The sequence below is a fragment of the Kitasatospora arboriphila genome, assembly GCF_039528095.1.
GTDB classification, from domain to species: Bacteria; Actinomycetota; Actinomycetes; order Streptomycetales; family Streptomycetaceae; genus Kitasatospora; species Kitasatospora arboriphila.
Genome location: NZ_BAAALD010000013.1, coordinates 17,770 through 32,396 on the forward strand (window position 1 = coordinate 17,770; position 14,627 = coordinate 32,396).

Here is a 14,627-nt window from a genome sequence, read left to right on the forward strand (position 1 = left end):
CGCCGGCGCGGCCGGCGCGCGGTCAGCTGGAGGACTTGTCGAGGATGTCCTGGTAGAAGGCGCGCAGTTCCTCGCCGCCGTTCTTGCGCCAGTTGTCGACCGCGTCCTTGACGTCGGAGATCTTCTTGCGGTTGCGCACGACGTCCTTCTGCAGGTCGTCGAACGGGGTGTAGAGCGAGGCGTAGCGGCTCGGCTCCTGGATCTGCATCGCGTAGAAGAGCGGCTTCTTGGCGAAGGCCATCATCCGGCCCATCCAGTTGGCGAAGTCGGTGGCGGCCTGCGGCTGGTCGGGCCAGGCGATGGTGGCGGCCGGCGAGGCGACGAACTCGTAGGAGGAGAGGACCTCCTTGGTGCCGAGGTCGGTCTGCACGGGGGTGCCGGAGGCGTCGCGGTTGTAGTGGACGCCCTCGACGCCGAACTTCTCGAGGACGAACTCCTTGCTGCCGAACGGCGCGGCGGCGTAGTCGGCGACGGCGAGCAGTTCCTCGATCTTCTCGGCGGGCAGCTTGGCGGAGAGGAAGCTGAAGATGCCGGCCGGGTTGCCGATGTAGAGCTCGAGCTTGCCGCCGTCGTGGGCGAAGAAGTCCATCGGCTTGATGCGGAACTTCGGGTTGGCCTTGGCCTGTTCGTTCATCATGCCGCGCATGACGTCGCCGTCGTTCATGATGAGCGACTGGCCGGAGGTGAAGCGGGTCTTGGCGTCGTTGGCCTTGCCGGCGACGGAGTCGGGGTGGACGCTGCCCTGGGCGTAGAGCTTCTGCGTCCAGGAGAGCGCCTCGACGTACTCGTCGGTCTCGATCAGGTGGACGAGCTTGCCGTCCTGCTGCTTCCAGTAGCCGGGCATGGTGCCGGGGACGCAGTTGAACATGACCTGCGCCGTCCACCACATGTCCTCGCAGGCCCAGACCTTGGCGGTGGGGCTGGTGATCTCCTTGGCGAGGGCGAGGAACTCGTCGGCGGTCTTCGGCAGGGTCCAGCCCTTCTCGGCGAAGACGTCGGCCCGGTAGTAGGGGACGACGCCGCCGAGCGGGCGGTTGGGCATCGGCAGGCCGCGCAGCTTGCCGCCGAACATGCACATCTTCCAGGCGTCGGTGGGGATCGCGGCGAGGTTGGGGTACTTCTTGGCCTTGTCGCCGGAGAGGTGCGGGCCGAGGTCGGCGGCCTTGGCGCTGATGGCGTTGGGGATCTGACCGTTGATGTTCCAGCCGGGGACGCAGAACAGATCGGGGATGCTGTCGCCGGCGAGCACCGCGCCGAGCTTGTCCTGGTAGGTGACGCCGTCCTGCAGCTGCCAGTTCACCTTGATGCCGAGCGCCTCGTCCATCGCGGCGAAGTACTTGCTGCCCTTGCCCGGGTCGGAGCCCCAGAGCGGGGTGAAGAAGGTGTACGAGCCGCCCTTGCCGGGCTTCGCGGCGACGGAGGCCTTGAGTTCGGCGGGGAACTTCAGGAAGGCCGGGGTGGAGCCGTTCGAGCCGGGGATGTCCGGGGTCACGAGGGTGGAGGCCGCGAACGCGGGCAGGGCGTTCTGCAGGGCACTGCCGGTGGCGACACCGCCCTTGCCGCCGGCGCGGCCGGTGCCGGAGGAGCAGGCCGTCAGCAGGCCGCCGCCGGTGACCGCGGCGGCTGCGGCGACGGCGGCGCCGAGGAAGCCTCGGCGGGACGGGCGGGGGGCGGAGCCGACTCTGTCAGCGCTGGTCATGGCGGGTGGGGCCCTTCGTCGTGTGGCGGGGCGCTCGGTCGTGGGGCGGCCGGCGGCTCGGCCGCGCCCGGCCGGCGGCGTCCCCGGGGGGTGCGGCTGGGTGGGAGGTCCGCGGCGGGGGCCGCGAGGGTGTGACGACGGTGCGGGGGTGGCGCAGAAGGGCGCCCCGGCGGTGCGGCGGTGGCCCGGCCGCACTGTCGAAGCGCTTCAACGTGGCGCCGAGGCTAGGCCAGCCGCGGCCGTCGCACAAGGGTTTGCGCGCGCTTCACGGTTCAGGACTTGACGGTGGAACAGACCGTGCGACCGCTTCGGGACAGCCACCTGCGGCCCTGTCGAATCGGTCTGGACCAGCAGGAACACCCGGCCCGGGCGGCCCGGCCCGGCGGTCGGCCATCTTGACAGCCTGCGGTGCCACTGCCAATTTCGAAGCGCTTCGACCGACCACCTCGTGAAGCCACAGCTCCGCCCCCGTGCCGCACCGGAGGACCATCCATGCCCGACGCCCCTTACCGCGACGCCCGGCTGCCCGCCCGCCGACGGGTCGAGGACCTCCTGTCGAGGCTCACCACGGACGAGAAGATCGCCCTGCTGCACCAGCACGCGCCCGCCGTCCCCCGGCTCGGCCTGGCCGCCCACACCACCGGCACCGAGGCGTTGCACGGCGTCTCCTGGCTCGGCCCGGCCACGTCCTTCCCGCAGGCGGTCGGCCTCGGCGCCACCTGGGACCGCGCGCTGCTGCGCCGGGTCGGCGAGGCCGTCGCCACCGAGGTCCGTGCCTTCCACGAGCGGCCCGCCGCCCCCGGCCGCGCCCGGATCGGCCTCAACGTCTGGGCGCCCGTGGTCAATCCGCTGCGCCACCCGCTCTGGGGCCGCAACGAGGAGGGCTACGCCGAGGACCCTTCGCTGACCGCCGACCTCGCCGCCGCCTACACCGGTGGCCTGCGCGGCGACCACCCCGTGCACTGGCGCACCGCGCCCACCCTGAAGCACTTCCTCGGCTACAACAACGAGACCGACCGCACCACCAGCTCCTCCGACCTGCCGCCGCGCGTCCTGCACGAGTACGAACTGCCGTGCTACCGCGGCCCGGTGGAGGCCGGTGCGGTGGCCGCCGTGATGCCCTCGTACAACCTGGTCAACGGGCGGCCCGCGCACCTCACCCCCTACCTGAAGGAGGAGCTGCGGCAGTGGAAGAACGGCGCCGACCTGCTGGTCTGCAGCGACGCCGAGGCGCCGTCCAACCTGGTCGCCGCCCAGCGGTGGTCCGCCGACCACGCCGAGGCGCACGCCGCCGCGCTGCGCGCCGGGGTGGACAGCTTCACCGACCACGGCACCGACTCCCCCGTCACCACCGCCCGGCTGACCGAGGCGCTGCGGCGCGGCCTCGTCACCGAGGCCGACATCGACGCCGCCGTCGGCCGGCAACTGCTGATGCGGATCAACTGCGGCGAACTCGACCCGGAGCTCGACCCGTACGCCGGAACCGGCCAGGACGTGATCGGCTGCGAGGCGCACCGCGGGCTCGCCCGGCAGGCCGCCCGGCAGGCCGTGGTGCTGCTGCGCAACGAGGGCGGCCTGCTGCCGCTGCCCGCCGACGGCACCCTCGCCGTGCTCGGCCCGCTCGGCGACGACGTGCTGCGCGACTGGTACAGCGGCTCGCTGCTGCACCGCACCACCCTGCTCGACGCACTGCGCGAACGGCTCGGCGCCGACCGGGTGCTCCACGCCGACGGCCTGGACCGGATCGCGCTGCGCTCCGCCGCCACCGGCCGCTACCTCTCGGCCGCCCCGGACGGCACCCTCGCCGTCTCGGCCGAGCACGTCGGCGAGCACGAGGGCTTCGCCGTCCAGGACTGGGGCCACGGCGTCACCACCCTGCAGGCCCACGACGGCCGCTACCTGACCAAGGACGGCTACGGGCTGCTCGCCGCCACCGCCGACCACCCGGACGAGTGGGTCGTCCAGGAGACCTTCCGGCTGGAGCGCGGCGAGGACGGCCGGGTGCGCCTCCGGCACCTCGGCAGCGGCCACTGGGTTGCGCTCGCGGCCGGCAGCGACGCGCTCACCACCTACGCGTCCTCCCGCGAGCAGGCCGAGCCGTTCACCGTCCGCACCGTCTCGGCCGGCGCCGAGCGGGCCGCCGCTCTCGCCGCCGCGGCCGGCACGGTGGTCGTCGTGGTCGGCAACGACCCGCACGTCAACGGCCGGGAGACCGAGGACCGCCCCGACCTGGCCCTGCCGCCGCAGCAGGAGGAGGTGCTGCGCGCGGCCCGCGCCGCCAACCCGCGCACCGTCCTCGCCCTGGTCAGCAGCTACCCGTACGCGCACGAGCGGGCCCGGGCCGACGTCGCGGCGGTGCTGTGGACGGCGCACGGCGGCCAGGAGGGCGGCGCGGCCCTCGCCGACGTGCTGCTCGGCGACCACAACCCGTCCGGCCGGCTGCCGCAGACCTGGTACCGCGCCGACCAGCCGCTGCCCGGGCTGCTGGACTACGACATCATCACCGCCCGCAGCACCTACCTCTACCTCGACGAGGAGCCGCTGCACCCCTTCGGCCACGGCCTCTCCTACACCGAGTTCCGCTACGGCGCGCTGACCGCTGCCGTCGACGGCGACCACGCCCTCGCGGAGCTGACCGTCGCCAACCGCGGCCCGCGCGCGGGCGCCGAGGTCGTCCAGCTGTACGGCCGTGCGCACGACGCCCCGGTCGCCACCCCGCTGCGGCGGCTGGTCGGCTTCGAGCGGATCGAGCTCGCCCCGGGCGAGGAGCGGCGGGTCGCCTTCCGTGTCCCGCTCGCCGCGCTCGGCCGCTTCGACCCGGGGCACGGCCGCTGGACGGTCGACCCCGGCCGGTACACCCTCGCCGCCGGTGCCTCCAGCGCCGACCTGCGCGCCGCCGCCGAGCTCGCCCTGACCGGCCCGGCAGCACCGCCCCGCCCCGGTCTCGCCGGCCCGATCGCCGCCCGGGACTTCGACGAGGCGGCGGGCGTCCGGCTGGTCGAGCGCAGCCGCGAGGGCGGCGAGGCGGTGGCGGGCGGGGGCCCCACCCCGGCCCGACTCGTCTTCCGCGCCGTGGACTTCGGCGACGGGGCGACCCGCGTCGAGCTCACCGCCGCCCGGGAGGGCGCCGGGCCGGCCGCCGTCGAGCTGCACCTGGCCGGCGCGGTCACCCGGATCGAGGTGCCCGCCACCGGCGGCCGGTACGCCTGGACGGCCGTCCGGGCCGACCTCGCCGCGCCCGCCAAGGGCGTCCACGAGCTGCGGATCGTGCTGCGCGGCGCGCTGCGGCTGGCCGAGGCCGCCTTCGGCTGAGCCGGGTGCCGGCCCCGCGGCGGCGGTTGCGGGGCCGGCACTTGGCGATCCGCGCACGGATCGCGCACGGAGGGTGCACGGACCGTCCGAGCCCTCCCCCGGCACGTACCCGCTGAGGCAGGATCAGCCCCCATGACCGCCAGGATTCTCGTTCACACCCGCAACCTGCTCTTCCCGCACGAGTCCGTCGTCGACGGCGTGCGCGCGCTGCGCGAACTCGGCGCCGACCACGGCTTCGACGTGGACGCCACCGACGAGCCCTCGGAGTTCCGCCCGGGCTCGCTGCGCCGCTACGCCGCCGTGGTCTTCCTCTCCACCGGCGGCGACGTGCTGGACGAGCCGGGACGGGACGCCCTGCGGGCCCACCTCGGCGCCGGGAACGGCTGGATGGGCGTGCACTGCGCGGCCGGCACCGAGCTGGAGTGGCCCTGGTACGAGGGCCTGGTCGGGGCCCGCTTCCACAGCCACCCGCCGATCCAGACCGCCACCGTCCGCACCGCCGACAGCGGCCACCCGGCCACCTCGCACCTTCCGCCCAGCTGGACGTGGACCGACGAGTGGTACAACTTCCGCACCGACCCCTGGGAGCGCGGCGTGCGGGTGCTGCTCACCGTGGACGAGGACGACTACGAGGGCGGGCTGATGGGCCCCGGCCACCCGATCGCCTGGTCCGGCGAGCACGACGGCGCCCCCACCTTCTACACCTCGATCGGCCACGCGCCGGAGGCCTACCGGGATGCCTGCTTCCGGGCGCACCTGCTGGGCGGTGTCCGGCATGCGCTCGGCGAGAAGTGAGAGATGCCCGGTTTGACCGATTTCCTGTGAGAGGCTGACGGGCGCCGGAGTCGGACGAGCCCGAGGAGCAGCCCCGATGTACGCCATCCACAGCCCGCTGCCCGACGCCGACCGCACCGCGCTCGGCGAGGCCCTGCAGGGCGCCCTGGTCGACCTGGTCGACCTCTCGCTGGTCGGCAAGCAGCTGCACTGGAACGTGGTGGGCCCGCGCTTCCGCTCCGTCCACCTGCAGCTGGACGAGATCGTCGCGCTCGCCCGGCAGCACGCGGACACGGTGGCGGAGCGGGCCGCCGCGATCGGCTTCCCGCCGGACGGCCGGGCGCGGACCGTCGCCGACAGCAGCGGCATCACCGCCCCCGTCTCGGGACCGATCCAGGACGACGACACGGTGGCGGCCCTGGTCGCCGCCCTCGGCGCGGTGATCGCCCGGATGCGGCAGCGGATCACCGCCACCGCCGACCCGGACCCGGTCAGCCAGGACATCCTGATCGGCCTCACCGCCGACCTGGAGAAGTACTCCTGGATGGCGCAGGCCGAACACACCGGCTGAGCCCGTTCCGCGGGCCGCGCGGGGTGCCCCGCGCGGCCCCGCTGCTACAGCCGCTCCCCCCGCACCGCCGCGTACGCCGCGCGCAGGGCCGCCACCACCGGGTGCGCCACCGCCAGGTCCGTCCCGTCCACCGCCGCCACCGGGCGCACCCCGACGGCGGCGTTGGTCGCGAAGGCGGCCTCGAAGCCCGCCGCGCCGGTGATCCGCAAGGCCCGCCACGGGTGGGCGGCCTGCAGCAGTTCCATGGTGGTGCCGCGCAGCTGATCGGCCGTCGGCCAGAGGACCTCGCCGCCGCGGACGAAGCCGATGTTCCAGGTGCCGCCCTCGGAGACGGCCCCGGAGGCGTCGGTGAACAGGGCGTCGTCGTAGCCGGCCGCCTGTGCGGCCCGCCGCTCGCGCAGCGCCCCGAACAGGCCGACGCCCTTGACGTGCGGCGCGTCCCGCTCGTACCGGACGGTCCGCACCCGCAGCGGCGGCAGCTCCGCCGGCCCGGCCGGACGGGTCGTCACCAGCACCCGCGGGCTCGCCGCGCCGCCGATCCGGCCGAGGTCCAGCTCCGGGTCGAAGACGGTCACCCGCACCGTCGCGGCCCCGGCCGTCGGCGCCGCCCGGCGCGCGTACGCCCGGACGCGCTCCAGGTCGAGGTCGGCGCCGAACAGTTCGCGGCAGTCCCGCTCCAGCCGGGCGAGGTGCAGCCCGAGGCCCCTGACCAGGCCGTCCTCCACCAGCATGGTGGTGAAGTGCCCGTAGTTGGTGAGCGCCAGGGCCTGCAGCTGTGCGGCCGTGGCCGGCCGCCCGTCGAGTTCCGCCATGCGCCCAGCATGGCAGCAGCCGCCGCGGTAGCCTCGGCTCGGCCCGGCGGGTACGGGCCGGCGGCGACGACCGGTGAGGACGGCATGACGGCGATCGCGGTGACCGGGCACCTGGACCTCTCCGAGCGGACGGTACCGCTGGTGCGGGACGAACTGCGGGCGCTGCTCGCCGCGCACCGCCCCGCCGGGCTGATCGGCCTGTCCTGCCTCGCGCCCGGGGCGGACTCGCTCTTCGCCGAGGAGGTGCTCGCCGCCGGCGGTCGCCTGGTCGCCGTCCTGCCCTCGCCCCGCTACCGCCGCTGGCTCGCCGAGCCGGACCGGGCCGCGTTCGACCGGCTGCTCGCGGCTGCCGCCGCGGCGGTCGTGCTGCCGTACCGGGAGCAGTCCGACACCGCGTACCAGGCCGCCAACGCCGAACTGCTGCGCCGGGCCGACCTGGTGGTCGCGGTCTGGGACGGCCGGCCGGGGCGCGGCCTCGGCGGCACCGCCGACATGGTGGCCACCGCACGGCAGGCCGGGGTGCCGGTCCGGGTGGTGTGGCCGGACGGGTCGGCCCGGGCGGCGGCCTGACGGTCAGCCGGGCAGGTTCTCGCGGACCCGCCGGGAGACGGTGAACTCCTGGAGGTCGAGGGTGCCCGGCGCGGGCACCAGGCCGGGGCCGCCGGCCCGCACCCACTCCACCACTTCGTCGATCATGTCCTCGGAGAGCACCCAGCCGAGCCAGACCGGCCGGCCGCCGGCCAGCCGCCCCTCGCTGGACGGGCCGACCACGACGACGTTGGAGTGCCCGCAGGCGTCCAGGCAGTCCACCGCCCGGACCTTGCCCGCCTCGCCGATCCCCTCGCGCAGCCGGGCCAGCTGGCCCTGGTGGTCGACGCCGGGATGCTTGGCCGTCGTGCCGCAGCAGCAGCCCCGGCAGACGGTGACGGTGACCGGCGCGGGCGCGGCGGGCGGCTGGCTGCGGGGACGACGGGCCATGGGTTCCCTCCCTGGTGCCCGCCGCCGCGCGCCGCCGAACGGGTGACGGCTCCGAGGACGGCGGACCGGTACGAACGGCACCGCCACAACGGTCGGCACCTGGGGAGATTCTGCCGCAGCGGGCCGCCGGCTCCGCGCGCGGCCCCGGACGGTGATGCATATGGTGATCGCACCATCACGCTCCGCGTGCCGTCGCGGCCGCGACCGGCGGCCGACCCCACGGACGACGAGCGGACGACGAGAGGAAACCCCCGTGACCACTGCCAGTGACATCATGCACCGCGGCGCCCAGTGCATCGACGCCGACCAGACCCTGATGGCCGCCGCGAAAATGATGCGCGACATGGAGGTCGGCGCCCTGCCCATCTGCGGCCCGGACGGGATGCTCAAGGGCATCATCACCGACCGGGACATCGTGGTGAAGTGTCTGGCGGCCGGCAAGGACCCGTCCACCATGATGGCGATGGACCTGGCCGGCCACCTGCACTGCGTGAAGGCCTCCGACGACATGGAGACGGTGCTCAAGAAGATGGAGCAGCACCAGATCCGCCGGATGCCGGTGATCGAGAACGGCCGGCTGGTCGGGATGATCAGCGAGGCCGACCTCGCGATGGGCCACCGCGACGGCCAGCGGCTGACCGACCGCCAGATCATCGAGTTCATGGACAGCATCTACGTGAGCCGCTGACGCCGCGACGCCCCCCGGGGGCGCGGAGGACCGCAGGGTCCTCCGCGCCCCTCGGGCGTCACCCGGTCGCCTCCGCGGCGGCCCGGCCCGCGGCCCGGCCGGAGAAGAGGCAGCCGCCGAGGAAGGTGCCCTCCAGGGCGCGGTAGCCGTGCACGCCGCCGCCGCCGAAGCCGGCCGCCTCACCGGCCGCGTACAGGCCGTCGAGCACGGTGCCGTCGGCGCGCAGCACCCGCGAGGAGAGGTCGGTCTCCAGGCCGCCGAGCGACTTGCGGGTGAGGATGTTGAGCCGCACGGCGATCAGCGGGCCGGCCTTGGGGTCGAGCAGCCGGTGCGGGGTCGCGGTGCGGATCAGCTTGTCGCCGAGGTAGCGGCGGGCCCCGTGGACGGCGGTGACCTGGAGGTCCTTGGAGAACGGGTTGGCCATCTCGCGGTCCCGGGCCTCGACCTCGCGGCGCAGCTCGGCGGCGTCGATCGGCGCCCCGGGCGTCTTGGCGTTCATGCCGCGGACGAGTTCGTCGAGGGTGTCGGCGACGACGAAGTCGACGCCGTGCTCCTTGAACGCCTCGACCGGACCGGTCGCGCCGGGCAGCGCCCGGCCCAGCACGCCCTTGATGGACTTCCCGGTGAGGTCGGGGTTCTGCTCGGAGCCGGAGAGGGCGAACTCCTTCTCGATGATCTTCTGGGTGAGGACGAACCAGGTGTGGTCGTACCCGGTGGTCATGATGTGTTCGAGGGTGCCGAGGGTGTCGAAGCCGGGGAAGAGCGGGACGGGCAGCCGGTGGCCGCGGGCGTCCAGCCAGAGCGAGGACGGGCCGGGCAGGATCCGGATGCCGTGCATCGGCCAGATCGGGTCCCAGTTCTCGATGCCCTCGGTGTAGTGCCACATCCGGTCGCCGTTGATCAGGTGGCCGCCGGCGTCCCCGGCGATGCCCAGCATCAGGCCGTCGACGTGGGCGGGCACGCCGGAGAGCATCCGCTCGGGCGGGGTGCCGAGGCGGGCGGGCCAGGCCTTGCGGACCAGGTCGTGGTTGCCGCCGATGCCGCCGGAGGCCACGATCACGGCCTGCGCCCGGAGTTCGAAGGATCCGGTGACCTCGCGGGAGCTGGACTCGCCGCGCTTGGCGGCGCTGGGGGCGAGGATCTCGCCGCTGACGGTGTCCAGGGTGCCGCCGGTCGCGGCGAGGGCGGTGACCCGGTGGCGGAAGCGGAAGTCGACCAGGCCCTTGCCGGCCGCGGCCTTGACCCGGCGGGCGAAGGGTTCGACCAGGCCGGGGCCGGTGCCCCAGGTGATGTGGAAGCGCGGCACCGAGTTGCCGGGACCGGTGGCGGTGAGGCCGCCGCGCTCGGCCCAGCCGACCACCGGGAAGAACCGCACCCCGCGCTCGTGCAGCCAGGCGCGCTTCTCGCCGGCGGCGAAGTCGACGTAGGCCTCGGCCCAGCGGCGCGGCCAGGCGTCCTCGGGGCGGTCGAAGCCGGCGGTGCCGAGCCAGTCCTGCCAGGCGAGGTCGCGGGAGTCCCGGACGCGCATGCGGCGCTGCTCGGGCGAGTCGACCAGGAAGAGGCCGCCGAAGGACCAGTGGGCCTGGCCGCCGAGCGAGGCGGCGGGCTCCTGGTCGAGGAGGATCACCCTGCGGCCGGCCTCGGCCAGTTCGGCGGTGGCGACCAGGCCGGCGAGGCCCGCTCCGATCACGATCACGTCGGCGTCGAGTGCCATCCGGGCGGTCCTCCAGGGCTGGGAGCGGCTTGTCGATCTCGGTGTGACCAGCATGGTGCGCCCCTGGCCGGGCGCAGGTCAACCGGCCGGTAACCCCACCGCCCGAATTTCGCTCCACCGAGTAGTGGAAATGCCGAACGCTTCACCGTGGAGCGTAATTCGGGGCGTGATCTGACGGAATTTCAGGCGTGAATTGAGTGTCTAATATCTGGACAACTGCGTTAACGTGCCAGTAACTTACTGAGCAGTAACGCCCCCACCCCTGCCCCGTTTCTCTTCCCCAGGAGGAACCGTGTTCAGCCATGCCCTGAAGCGCTCGTCCGTCCTGGTCAGCGCCGTCCTCGCGACCGCCGCCGCAGGACTGCTCGGCGCCCCCGCCGCGAACGCCGCGGACTCGGGCGGCGACTACGTCGCCCTCGGAGACTCGTACGCGGCCGGCGCCGGCGTCCCCTCACAGTACGCCGGGCTCTGCCTGCGGTCGAGCAAGAACTACGGCCACCTGGTCGCAGCCGAACTCGGCAGTGCCAGCTACCGCGACGCGACCTGCGGCGCCGCCAAGGTCTCCGACCTGACGGAGGCCCAGTACGACGCCTTCATCCGGGTCAACGACCCGCAGCTCGACTCCGTCTCGGCCGGCACCGACCTGGTCACCCTCGGCATCGGCGGCAACGAGCTCGGCACCTCCGACCTCGGCATCGGCGACGTCATCGCCACCTGCATGGCGGGCGCCGTGGTCAACCCCTTCGGCACCCCCTGCAAGGACGTCTACGCCCACGGCCACTGGGACTTCCGCACCTGGTCCTGGCAGTGGGGCGCGGACACCCTGGTCAACCGGATCGACGCGGCCGGCCCGCAGATCGCCGCCGCCCTGCAGAAGATCCACGCCAAGGCGCCGCACGCCAAGGTGCTGCTGGTCGGCTACCCGTCGGTGCTGCCCGACAACGAGCGCAACTGCATCGGCCGCCAGCCCATCACCACCGGCGACGTCGCCTACCTGCGCGACATCCTGCACCGGCTGAACGACAAGCTCGCCGCCACGGCCGCCGCCAACGGCGCCACCTACGTCGACACCCTCACCCCCACCCGCGGCCACGACGTCTGCTCCGGCGACCGCTGGATCGAGGGCGCCCTGCCCGGCTCCCCCGCCGTGCCCTTCCACCCCAACGCCACCGGCGAGAAGGTGATGGCCCGGGCCGTCCTCGCCGCGCTCGGCAAGTAGCGGTAACCGGCGAACGCCCGGAGGGTGCCCGGCACCCCTCAGGCGTTCGCCGCCAGGGCGCGCACCAGGCGGTCCAGCCACGCTCCGGGGGTGCCCGGGAAGCCCTGCCAGTCGACGCGGCAGCGCGGCAGGTCCTCCGGCCCCACGGGGTGCGGGGCGCGGCGCAGTACGCGGTGCAGGAGACGGGCGTCGAGGTCGGTGGCCGGGTGCTCTGCGAGCAGGACGGCGTCGTGGAGGTCCTTGCCGCGGGCGGCGCCGCCGGTGCCCTCGACGAGCAGCCACAGCAGCTTCCAGGCCAGCGAGAGCTCGCGGCTCGCGGTGGGCAGGACGGCCGGGGGCCCGCCGTCGGCGCGCGGTATCGCGGTGAACACCGGCGGCTCGGGCAGCGGTTCGTCCCAGGCGAAGTCGACCCGCAGGGTGCCCGGCGCGAGCCCGTCCACCGTCCACGGGACCGTCAGCCGCAGGCCCGTGGCCCCGCCGCAGCCGTCGCCGTAGGGGGCGTAGTAGCCGCCGAGGCCCTCGTGCCGGGCGGCCCCGGCGTCGATCCGCAGGCCGGGCGCCGCCTCGGGCTCGTCGCGCAGCCGGTCGAGCAGATCGCCGTACGGCACGTCCTCCGGTTCGGTGTCGGGCAGCCAGTGCAGGCCCTCGGGCGGGAGCCGGACCCGCGGGCCGCGCGGCTCGACGCCCTCCGGGTCCCAGAGTTCGGCGGCGCCCGCACCGTGCGCGGTCTCCGGATCGCAGAGCACGGCGTCGGCGGTGTCGAGGTGCGGGTACGGGTCCAGCGGGTCGATCGGCACCGCGGGGACGGGTCGCAGCACGAAGTCGAGGTCGGCGGGCGGCCTGGCGGTCTCCGGGCACCAGGCGGCGAGGACGGCGCTGCCGCGCAGCACCAGGCCGTCGATCCACGGCGCGCCGGCGGCGGTCGCGAGCACGTGGTCGAGGACGGCCCGGTGGGCCTCGGCGGTCGTCCGGCTGGTCACGGCCGCACGCTAGCGGCCGGCACCGACAGCCGGACGGGCCGGACGGCCTGGGCGGACCCCGGATCCGTTCCTTCGGACCGCCCCGACCGGCCGGCGAGTTCGGCCAGCACGGCGGGCCGTCCCGCGCCGGCGGCGGTCGAGCCGTGGAGCAGTCCGGCCAGGTCGCGGGGGTGAGCCCGTTCACCGGTCGGAGCCGCCGCGGAGATCCGGTCCAGCCGGAAGCCGCGGCCGGCCCTGCGGATGCGGCACCAGGCGATCAGGTACCACCGGCCCCCGGCTGTGAGCAGGCCGGCCGGTTCCACGACGCGGTCGCTCTCCCGTCCTTCCGCGTCGGTGTAGGACAGCCGCAGCACCGTGCCGTCGGCGAGGGCCTGCTCCACCGCGGTGCGGATCGCGGGGTCGCCGTGCCCGGGCAGGGCGACGACGCGGGCGGCGAACTCCCGCGCCGCGGCCGAGGCGGGACCGGTCATCGCGGCCGTGATCTTCTGGGCCGCGGTGCGGGCCGCACCCGCGTAGGGGGTGGCGGCGCCGACCGCGGCGAGCGCGGCGGTCAGCGCCGAGGCCTCCTCGGCGGTGAGGTGGATCGGCGGAAGCGTCGTCCCGGGGTCGACCGACCAGCCGCCGCCTCGTCCGGTCACGGCACGCACCGGGACGCCGGCCTCCATCAGGGTCTGGAGGTCGCGCTGCACCGTTCGCCCGCTGACCTCGAACCGCCCGGCGAGCACCGCGACCGTCAGGGGTCGCGGCGCCGCCGCGCGCAACTCCTCGACCAGCGTGTACAGTCGGGCGGTTCGCTTCATGCCGTCGACGCTACCCTCACGCGGCGGCCAGGAAGTCCCGTTCCCGCCGCACCTCCCGCTCGGTGGCGGTCAGCGGGAAGAGGGTGAAGCCGTGCATCGCACCGGCGACGACGCCGAGGTGCGCGCGCCCGCCCGCCGCCCGCCACCGGGCGGCCAGGAACAGCGAGTCGTCGAGCAGCGGGTCCTCGGTACCGACGACGATCCGGGCGGGCGGCAGCCCGGTGAGGTCCGCGAACAGCGGCGAGATCTCCGGGCTGCGGCGCCCCTCCTCCCCCGCCCCGGGCGTGAACAGCTCGTAACTGCCCTGCAGGGAGTCGGTGTTGCTCAGCAGCCGGCGTGGGCCGAAGTTGCGCTGGCTCGGTGTCATCGACAGGTCGTAGACGCCGTAGCGCAGGTTGGCCGCGCGGAACGCTCCGGTGAGGCCGTGCCGGTCGCGCAGGCGCAGCAGCGTCAGCACGGCGAGGTGGGCGCCGGCCGACTCGCCGCCGATCAGCAGCCGTTCGGTGCCGAACTCGGACGCCGCGTGCTCCACCAGCCACGACGCTGCGGCTTCGCAGTCGTCGGGCCCGGCGGGGAAGGGGTGTTCGGGGGCGAGGCGGTAGTCGATGCTCACCACGGCCAGCCGGGCCTGCTCGGCGAGCCCCCACAACCGCTCGTCCTGGCCGTCCGCGGAGCCGAACACCCAGCCGCCCCCGTGGATGTGCAGGTAGACGCCGGTCACCTGCTCCGGGACGAAGACCCTCACCCGGACGCCGCCCGCGACAGTGCGGTCCCGGCCGTGCGCCAGCCTCACCGGCGGGGTGTCCCCGCCGAGCCGGTTGCGCCGCAGGTGGGCCAGTACGGCGGTGTCGGGTGCCCGTCCGCGGGCCGGGCGGCCCGCGGCGGCGGCCTCGAACTGCGCGTTGAACGCCAGGGTCTCGGAGAGGCAGTCCTCGTCTGTGATCGTCATGACCCCGACTGTGCCGGTTGCCCGCGACAGCGTCCTGTCACCCTTTTCCTGTGAACCGCGTCACGCTCGGGCCCTCTGACGGCGGAACGGGCGCGGGCGGCGGGTCGACGGGAACGCGGGCGGGGCGCGGC

13 protein-coding genes are annotated in these 14,627 nt (G+C 74.7%); 6 read left to right on the top strand and 7 right to left on the bottom strand.

The window, feature by feature from the left end; translation table 11 throughout:
• Window positions 1-22: 22 nt before the first annotated feature.
• A complete protein-coding gene (locus ABD353_RS09805) occupies window positions 23-1,699 on the bottom strand; it encodes an extracellular solute-binding protein (RefSeq protein WP_344623103.1) in 1,677 nt (558 codons plus the stop codon).
• Window positions 1,700-2,191: 492 nt separating this feature from the next.
• Between ABD353_RS09805 and ABD353_RS09810 the strand changes: the two genes are divergently transcribed.
• The 3 genes from ABD353_RS09810 (at window position 2,192) to ABD353_RS09820 (ending at window position 6,356) form a co-directional block, all read left to right on the top strand.
• Window positions 2,192-5,011: a glycoside hydrolase family 3 C-terminal domain-containing protein gene (locus tag ABD353_RS09810; RefSeq protein WP_344623104.1), complete on the top strand. Its 2,820-nt coding sequence runs from the start codon at window positions 2,192-2,194 to the stop codon at window positions 5,009-5,011.
• 132 nt (window positions 5,012-5,143) lie between these two features.
• A complete protein-coding gene (locus tag ABD353_RS09815; RefSeq protein ID WP_344623105.1) occupies window positions 5,144-5,806 on the top strand; it encodes a ThuA domain-containing protein in 663 nt (220 codons plus the stop codon).
• A gap of 76 nt (window positions 5,807-5,882) precedes the next feature.
• Window positions 5,883-6,356, top strand: a complete 474-nt coding sequence (locus tag ABD353_RS09820) for a Dps family protein (RefSeq protein ID WP_344623106.1) — start codon at window positions 5,883-5,885, stop codon at window positions 6,354-6,356.
• A 44-nt stretch (window positions 6,357-6,400) separates the two neighbouring features.
• On the opposite strand, the gene ABD353_RS09825 is transcribed toward ABD353_RS09820, so the two are convergent.
• Window positions 6,401-7,168, bottom strand: coding sequence for an aminotransferase class IV (locus ABD353_RS09825; protein ID WP_344623107.1), 768 nt, complete (start codon window positions 7,166-7,168; stop codon window positions 6,401-6,403).
• Window positions 7,169-7,252: 84 nt separating this feature from the next.
• Here ABD353_RS09825 and ABD353_RS09830 point away from each other — a divergent pair, with 84 nt between their 5' ends.
• The gene (locus ABD353_RS09830; RefSeq protein ID WP_344623200.1) at window positions 7,253-7,738 is read left to right on the top strand and encodes a hypothetical protein; all 486 of its coding nucleotides are present in this window, start codon (window positions 7,253-7,255) and stop codon (window positions 7,736-7,738) included.
• 3 nt (window positions 7,739-7,741) lie between these two features.
• Here the strand turns inward: ABD353_RS09830 and ABD353_RS09835 are convergent, their stop codons facing one another.
• Window positions 7,742-8,146 (bottom strand): (2Fe-2S) ferredoxin domain-containing protein, encoded by a 405-nt coding sequence (locus ABD353_RS09835; protein WP_344623108.1) that lies wholly within the window; start codon window positions 8,144-8,146, stop codon window positions 7,742-7,744.
• A 253-nt stretch (window positions 8,147-8,399) separates the two neighbouring features.
• Between ABD353_RS09835 and ABD353_RS09840 the strand changes: the two genes are divergently transcribed.
• Window positions 8,400-8,834 (top strand): CBS domain-containing protein, encoded by a 435-nt coding sequence (locus ABD353_RS09840; protein ID WP_344623109.1) that lies wholly within the window; start codon window positions 8,400-8,402, stop codon window positions 8,832-8,834.
• Between the two features lie 58 nt (window positions 8,835-8,892).
• Here the strand turns inward: ABD353_RS09840 and ABD353_RS09845 are convergent, their stop codons facing one another.
• Window positions 8,893-10,548, bottom strand: a complete 1,656-nt coding sequence (locus ABD353_RS09845) for an FAD-binding dehydrogenase (protein WP_344623110.1) — start codon at window positions 10,546-10,548, stop codon at window positions 8,893-8,895.
• Between the two features lie 292 nt (window positions 10,549-10,840).
• Between ABD353_RS09845 and ABD353_RS09850 the strand changes: the two genes are divergently transcribed.
• Window positions 10,841-11,767, top strand: coding sequence for an SGNH/GDSL hydrolase family protein (locus ABD353_RS09850; RefSeq protein WP_344623111.1), 927 nt, complete (start codon window positions 10,841-10,843; stop codon window positions 11,765-11,767).
• Between the two features lie 38 nt (window positions 11,768-11,805).
• Here the strand turns inward: ABD353_RS09850 and ABD353_RS09855 are convergent, their stop codons facing one another.
• The 3 genes from ABD353_RS09855 to ABD353_RS09865 are packed head-to-tail and all read right to left on the bottom strand — an operon-like array spanning window position 11,806 to window position 14,496.
• Window positions 11,806-12,747 (bottom strand): nucleotidyl transferase AbiEii/AbiGii toxin family protein, encoded by a 942-nt coding sequence (locus tag ABD353_RS09855; RefSeq protein WP_344623112.1) that lies wholly within the window; start codon window positions 12,745-12,747, stop codon window positions 11,806-11,808.
• The gene (locus ABD353_RS09860) at window positions 12,744-13,547 is read right to left on the bottom strand and encodes a helix-turn-helix transcriptional regulator (protein ID WP_344623113.1); all 804 of its coding nucleotides are present in this window, start codon (window positions 13,545-13,547) and stop codon (window positions 12,744-12,746) included. Before ABD353_RS09860 ends, ABD353_RS09855 begins: the two co-directional genes overlap by 4 nt.
• Before the next feature lie 16 nt (window positions 13,548-13,563).
• Window positions 13,564-14,496: an alpha/beta hydrolase gene (locus ABD353_RS09865; protein WP_344623114.1), complete on the bottom strand. Its 933-nt coding sequence runs from the start codon at window positions 14,494-14,496 to the stop codon at window positions 13,564-13,566.
• Window positions 14,497-14,627: the final 131 nt, after the last annotated feature.

Bases quoted from the DNA above. Each gene is read 5' to 3' on its own strand.
- ABD353_RS09805 (WP_344623103.1), bottom strand. From the start codon at position 1,699: ATGACCAGCGCTGACAGAGTCGGCTCCGCCCCCCGCCCGTCCCGCCGA.
- ABD353_RS09810 (WP_344623104.1), top strand. From the start codon at position 2,192: ATGCCCGACGCCCCTTACCGCGACGCCCGGCTGCCCGCCCGCCGACGG.
- ABD353_RS09815 (WP_344623105.1), top strand. From the start codon at position 5,144: ATGACCGCCAGGATTCTCGTTCACACCCGCAACCTGCTCTTCCCGCAC.
- ABD353_RS09820 (WP_344623106.1), top strand. From the start codon at position 5,883: ATGTACGCCATCCACAGCCCGCTGCCCGACGCCGACCGCACCGCGCTC.
- ABD353_RS09825 (WP_344623107.1), bottom strand. From the start codon at position 7,168: ATGGCGGAACTCGACGGGCGGCCGGCCACGGCCGCACAGCTGCAGGCC.
- ABD353_RS09830 (WP_344623200.1), top strand. From the start codon at position 7,253: ATGACGGCGATCGCGGTGACCGGGCACCTGGACCTCTCCGAGCGGACG.
- ABD353_RS09835 (WP_344623108.1), bottom strand. From the start codon at position 8,146: ATGGCCCGTCGTCCCCGCAGCCAGCCGCCCGCCGCGCCCGCGCCGGTC.
- ABD353_RS09845 (WP_344623110.1), bottom strand. From the start codon at position 10,548: ATGGCACTCGACGCCGACGTGATCGTGATCGGAGCGGGCCTCGCCGGC.
- ABD353_RS09860 (WP_344623113.1), bottom strand. From the start codon at position 13,547: ATGAAGCGAACCGCCCGACTGTACACGCTGGTCGAGGAGTTGCGCGCG.
- ABD353_RS09865 (WP_344623114.1), bottom strand. From the start codon at position 14,496: ATGACGATCACAGACGAGGACTGCCTCTCCGAGACCCTGGCGTTCAAC.